Raw genomic sequence first — 6,045 nt, forward strand, 5'->3', positions numbered from 1 at the left:
GCCCCTCATCGCCCGCGAGATGAATCTCTCGCGGGCTGATGTGCATGGCGTCATCAGCTTTTATCACTACTTCCGGCAGCAGCCGGCGGGCGAGCACGTGATCTATCTGTGCCGTGCCGAGTCGTGCCAGGCGATGGGCGCCGTCACGCTGGAAAAACACGTCAAACAGCGCCTGGGCGTAGACTTTCACGAGACGACCCAGGACGGCCGCTACACGCTGGAGCCGGTCTACTGCCTAGGCAACTGCGCGTGCTCGCCGGCCATGATGGTGGATGGCGAGTTGAAGGGTCGGGTCACGCCCGAACGTTTCGATGCGTGGCTCGCTGCGGAGGTTTCATGAGCTTCACTGTTTTTGTGCCGCGTGATGCCAGTGCCCTTTCGCTGGGCGCTGAAGCCGTGGCCGTTGCCATCACTTCTGAAGCCGAGCGTCGTGGCGTTGACGTCCAAATCGTGCGCAATGGTTCGCGTGGTTTGTTCTGGCTGGAACCGCTGGTCGAGGTGGCGACATCGGAAGGACGCATCGCCTACGGTCCAGTGCAGGTCGAAGACGTCGCTGCACTGTTCGATGCCGACTTTCTGCATGGCGGCGCGCACGCACTCGCGCTTGGCCTCACCGAATCCATTGATTATCTGAAGAACCAGCAGCGCCTCACCTTCGCACGCGTCGGCATCGTCGATCCGCGCAGCCTTGACGACTATATGGCGCACGGCGGCTATCGCGGACTGGAAGCGGCGTTGCGCATGAGCGGCGCCGAGATTGTGCAGACCGTGACCGATTCAGGCCTGCGCGGCCGTGGCGGCGCAGSCTTCCCCACCGGCATCAAGTGGAAGACCTGCCTGGATGCTCAGGCCGTGCAGAAATATGTCGCCTGCAATGCGGATGAAGGCGACTCGGGCACCTATGCCGACCGCATGATCATGGAAGGCGATCCGTTCGTGCTGATCGAAGGCATGACCATCGCTGGCATCGCGGCGGGCGCCACGCGCGGCTACATCTATCTGCGTGTCGAGTATCCGCATGCGCACCATGCGCTGAAGGAAGCCATCGCTGCCGCCGAGGCAAACGGCTATCTCGGCGACAATGTGCGCGGCAGCGGCAAGGCCTTCCATCTGGAAGTGCGCCTTGGCGGCGGCGCGTATATCTGCGGCGAAGAAACCTCGATGCTGGAGTCGCTGGAGGGCAAGCGCGGCCAGGTGCGCGTGAAGCCGCCGCTGCCGGCCATCCATGGACTGTTCGGCAAGCCCACGGTGATCAACAACGTGGTCACGTTTGCTTCCGTACCCATCATTCTCGACAAGGGCGCTGCCTACTACCGCGACTACGGCAGCGGCCGCTCGCGTGGCACGCTACCGATCCAGCTGGCCGGCAATCTCAAACGGCCCGGACTGGTGGAGCGTGCTTTCGGGCTTAGCCTGCGCGAACTGATCGAAAGCTACGGCGGCGGCACCGCCAGCGGCCGACCGGTGCGCGCGGTGCAGGTCGGTGGCCCGCTCGGCGCCTATCTACCTGCATCACAGCTCGATGCACCGATCGACTACGAAGGCTTTGCCGCCATCGGCGGCATGCTCGGCCACGGCGGCGTGGTGGTCTTCGACGATACGGTGAACATGGCGGCGCAAGCGCGCTACGCGATGGAGTTCTGCGCGATCGAATCCTGCGGCAAGTGCACGCCATGCCGCATCGGTTCCACCCGTGGCGTCGAGGTGATCGATCGACTGCTCACCAGCGACAATGCCGGACGCCAACGCGAGGAAGTGCTGCTGCGCGACCTCTGCCAGACCATGGTGGCAGGTTCGCTGTGCGCGCTCGGCGGCATGGCGCCCTTCCCCGTGCTGAGCGCGCTGGACCATTTCCACGAAGATTTCGCGGGCTCGGCGGAGCCGGTGAACTGAGAGACTGCACCATGTCCTGCGTAAACTCTGGCGCCCCACTCACCGTCATTCCGGCGCAGGCCGGAATCCAGGAGCGGCACGGATCGGTCGCCGCGACAGAGCTAGCCGTGCTCTTTTGCGATAACCGCGCACCCTCGCTACTGGATTCCGGCCTGCGCCGGAATGACGGCGAGGGAAATGAACGCTCGGCCAAAAAATTGAAATAGGCCCCCTGGAGTCACCCTATGCTGTCCATCGTCGAAATCGATCTCGGCACACCCAAATCGACATCGCAAACCATGGTGTCGCTGGACATCGACGGCCGCCGCATCGAAGTGCCCGAAGGCACCTCGGTAATGCGCGCTGCCGCGCAGGCCGGCATCAGCATCCCGAAGCTGTGCGCCACCGAGATGCTCGATGCGTTCGGCTCGTGCCGCCTGTGCCTGGTGGAAATCGAAGGCCGCAAGGGCTATCCCGCCTCGTGCACCACGCCGGTGAGCGAAGGCATGAAAGTAGCCACGCAGACGCCGAAGCTTGCCGATATTCGCCGYGGCGTGATGGAGCTSTATATCTCCGATCACCCGCTCGACTGCCTSACCTGCCCCRCCAACGGCMACTGCGARCTGCAGGACATGGCCGGCGTGGTGGGCCTGCGSGAWGTGCGCTACGGCTACGACGGTGCCAATCACGTCAAGCCCAAGCAAACAGACGGCACCGCCAATCCCTTGTTTGCAGCCAAGGACGAATCCAACCCGTATTTTACGTTCGACCCATCCAAGTGCATCGCCTGCTCACGCTGCGTGCGCGCCTGCGACGAAGTGCAAGGCACCTTCGCGCTGACCATCCAGGGTCGCGGCTTTGAGTCCAAGGTTTCGGCCAGCCAGAACAACCGCTTCCTGGATTCGGAATGCGTCTCCTGCGGCGCCTGCGTACAGGCCTGCCCCACGGCGACCCTGTCGGAAAAATCGCTGATCGACAAAGGCCAGGCCGAACACAGCGTGATCACCACCTGCGCGTACTGCGGCGTCGGCTGCAGTTTCCGGGCGGAGATGAAAGGTCAGGACATCGTGCGCATGGTGCCAAACATGGACGGCCATGCGAACCATGGTCACTCCTGCGTGAAGGGCCGCTTCGCGATCGGCTATGCCACGCATCCGGATCGCATCACCACGCCGATGATCCGCGCCAAGATCTCCGACCCGTGGCGCGTGGTGAGCTGGGAGGTAGCGATCGGCCACGTCGCCAGCGAGTTCAAGCGCCTGCAGGCGACCTACGGTAAGCACAGCATCGGCGGCATCACCTCTTCGCGTTGCACCAATGAGGAAACCTATCTGGTGCAGAAGCTGGTGCGTGCCGGCTTCGGCAACAACAACGTGGACACCTGCGCGCGCGTCTGCMATTCGCCCACCGGTTACGGCCTCAAGGCCACGCTCGGCGAATCGGCCGGCACGCAGGATTTCGATTCCATCCGCAGCACCGACGTCGTGCTGGTGATSGGYGCCAACCCCACGGATGCCCACCCGGTGTTCGGCTCGCAGATGAAGCAGCGCCTGCGTGCCGGGGCCAGGTTGATCGTGGTCGATCCGCGCCGCATCGATCTGGTGCGCACGCCGCATATCAAGGCCGACTATCACCTGCGGCTGCGCCCGGGCACCAATGTGGCCCTGCTCGATACGCTGGCCCACGTGATCGTCACCGAAGGCCTGGTCGACGAGGACTTTGTCGCACAGCGATGCGAACCCGAAGCGTTCGCCAAGTGGCGCGCGTTCGTGTCGCAGGAAAAATACAGTCCCGAGGCCATGGAAAGCGTCACTGGCGTGCCGGCAGACTTGGCGCGCGGCGCTGCCCGCCTCTATGCCACCGGCGGCAACGSYGCSATCTATTACGGCCTGGGCGTSACCGAACACGCACAAGGTTCGACCTCGGTGATGGCGATTGCGAACCTCGCCATGKSCACCGGCAATATCGGCCGCGAAGGCGTGGGCGTGAATCCGCTGCGYGGMCAGAACAACGTGCAGGGCTCCTGCGACATGGGCTCGTTCCCGCACGAATTCCCAGGCTATCGCCATGTCAGCGACACCACCGTCCGCCAGTCCTTCGAGCAGGCCTGGGGCGTGCCGCTGCTGGGCGAGCCCGGTCTGCGCATTCCCAATATGTTCGAGGCCGCGATGGATGGCAGCTTCAAGGGCTTGTACATCGAAGGCGAGGATATCGCGCAGTCCGATCCCGATACCCAGCACGTCACCGCTGCGCTGACCTCGATGGAATGCATCGTGGTGCAGGACTTGTTCCTCAACGAGACGGCCAAGTTCGCGCATGTCTTCCTGCCCGGCAGTTCGTTCCTGGAAAAGGATGGCACCTTCACCAATGCCGAGCGGCGCATGTCGCTGGTGCGCAAGGTGATGGAACCCAAGGGCGGCTACGCCGACTGGGAAATCACCCAGTTGCTGGCGCAGGCCATGGGCTATCCGATGAACTACACGCATGCCTCGCAGATCCTCGACGAAATCGCAGAACTGACTCCGACGTTCCATGGGGTCAGCTTCGACAAGATCGAAAAGCTGGGTTCCGTCCAGTGGCCGTGCAACGACGAGCATCCCGACGGCACGCCGGTGATGCATGTCGATGAATTCGTGCGCGGCAAAGGCCGCTTCATGCTGACGGAATACGTGGCGACCACCGAGAAAGTGAGCGCCGAGCACCCGCTGATCCTCACCACCGGCCGCATCCTCAGTCAGTACAACGTGGGCGCCCAGACACGCCGCACCGCCAACGTGATGTGGCACGACGAAGACCGCCTCGAAATCCATCCGCATGATGCTGAGGAACGTGGCATCGTCGACAACGACTGGGTCGGCATCGTGAGCCGCGCCGGTGAAACGGTGCTGCGCGCAGTCGTGTCCGAGCGCATGCAGCCCGGCGTGGTCTACACCACCTTCCACTTCCCGGRCTCCGGCGCCAACGTGATCACGACCGAGAATTCGGACTGGGCCACMAACTGYCCCGARTACAAGGTSACCGCRGTGCAGGTGACCCGCGTCAACCAGCCGTCCGAGTGGCAGAAGCGCTATCGCGCCTTCACCGAGGCGCAGGAAGCGTTGCTCGAACAATCGGCGAAGCCCGCTTGACCATGGCTGACGAAGACGAAGCGATGCGCGGCTATGCCGTGCGTGCCGTCGACCGCTGGCGCAATGGCGAGGCGACGCACGAAGAGGATTTCGTCGCCGAAGAAATACCCATCGCCATGAACTACAACGGCGCGACCTTCGCCGTGATGATGGCGACGCCGCACGACCTGGACGATTTCGCGCTGGGCTTCTCGCTCACCGAACGCCTGATCAGCGAGCCCGCGCAATTGCTGCAATTGGAAGTGCACGCCTTGCTGGAAGGCATCGAGCTGGCCATGCGGGTCACCGACAATGCGCATGGCGCCCACCTCGGCCGCGAGCAGGAACGCCTGCTGCCCGGCCGTAGTGGTTGCGGCATCTGCGGTACGCGGGATCTGGAGAATGCTGTTCGCCACGATGGCTCCGTGGGCGACGGCCCCACCGTGACGCGCGAGGCGCTGGAAATCGCCCTGCACGAACTCAAGAGCCGCCAACCGGTGAACCTCGCGACGGGTGCGGTGCACGGAGCCGCCTGGGCCGACGCGTCAGGCCGCATCCTGCTGGTGCGCGAGGACGTTGGTCGCCACAACGCCTTGGACAAGCTGATCGGCGCGATCACACGTGCGGGCATCGACGTCAACGAAGGCTTTGCCGTGGTGACCAGTCGCGCCAGCTACGAAATGGTCACCAAGGCCGCCAGCGCCGGCATCGCCATGCTTGCCGCCATCTCCGCACCCACCGCGCTCGCAGTCGAACTGGCGCGCAGCGCCGGCATCACCCTGGTGGGTTTTGCGCGGCCCGGCAGCCACAATATCTACAGCCATCCCGGCCGCCTGCTGCCGCCGGTGTCAGAGTAAGCACGATGCGCATCGAACGACTCGTCACCATGGCGAACGACATCGCCACCTATTTCACCGTCGAACCCGATCACGCGGCGGCGGTGATCAGCGTGCGCGACCACCTCAAGCGGTTCTGGGATCCGAGCATGCGGCGACAGTTGAAGGCCTATGTCGCGGAAGGCGGCGAGGGTTTGATTCCGCTCGCGCGAGAAGCTGTGAGTGAGTTG

General features: G+C 64.0%; 5 protein-coding genes. All 5 read left to right on the top strand.

What is annotated here, in order from left to right:
* A partial coding sequence (locus tag AC1DMG_RS18875; RefSeq protein ID WP_477180895.1) for an NAD(P)H-dependent oxidoreductase subunit E occupies positions 1-340 on the top strand: 340 nt, incomplete at its 5' end.
* Positions 337-1,893 (top strand): formate dehydrogenase beta subunit, encoded by a 1,557-nt coding sequence (locus AC1DMG_RS18880; RefSeq protein WP_477180896.1) that lies wholly within the window; start codon positions 337-339, stop codon positions 1,891-1,893. The genes AC1DMG_RS18875 and AC1DMG_RS18880, both read left to right, overlap by 4 nt.
* A 224-nt stretch (positions 1,894-2,117) precedes the next feature.
* Positions 2,118-5,000: a formate dehydrogenase subunit alpha gene (fdhF, locus tag AC1DMG_RS18885; RefSeq protein ID WP_477180897.1), complete on the top strand. Its 2,883-nt coding sequence runs from the start codon at positions 2,118-2,120 to the stop codon at positions 4,998-5,000.
* A gap of 2 nt (positions 5,001-5,002) precedes the next feature.
* Positions 5,003-5,836: a formate dehydrogenase accessory sulfurtransferase FdhD gene (gene fdhD / locus AC1DMG_RS18890; RefSeq protein WP_441603534.1), complete on the top strand. Its 834-nt coding sequence runs from the start codon at positions 5,003-5,005 to the stop codon at positions 5,834-5,836.
* A 29-nt stretch (positions 5,837-5,865) separates the two neighbouring features.
* Positions 5,866-6,045: formate dehydrogenase subunit delta (locus tag AC1DMG_RS18895; protein ID WP_477180898.1), on the top strand; the 180-nt coding region annotated here is incomplete at its 3' end.

Source organism: Dyella sp. 01N36 (assembly GCF_056399745.1).

Bases quoted from the DNA above. Each gene is read 5' to 3' on its own strand.
- fdhD (WP_441603534.1), top strand. From the start codon at position 5,003: ATGGCTGACGAAGACGAAGCGATGCGCGGCTATGCCGTGCGTGCCGTC.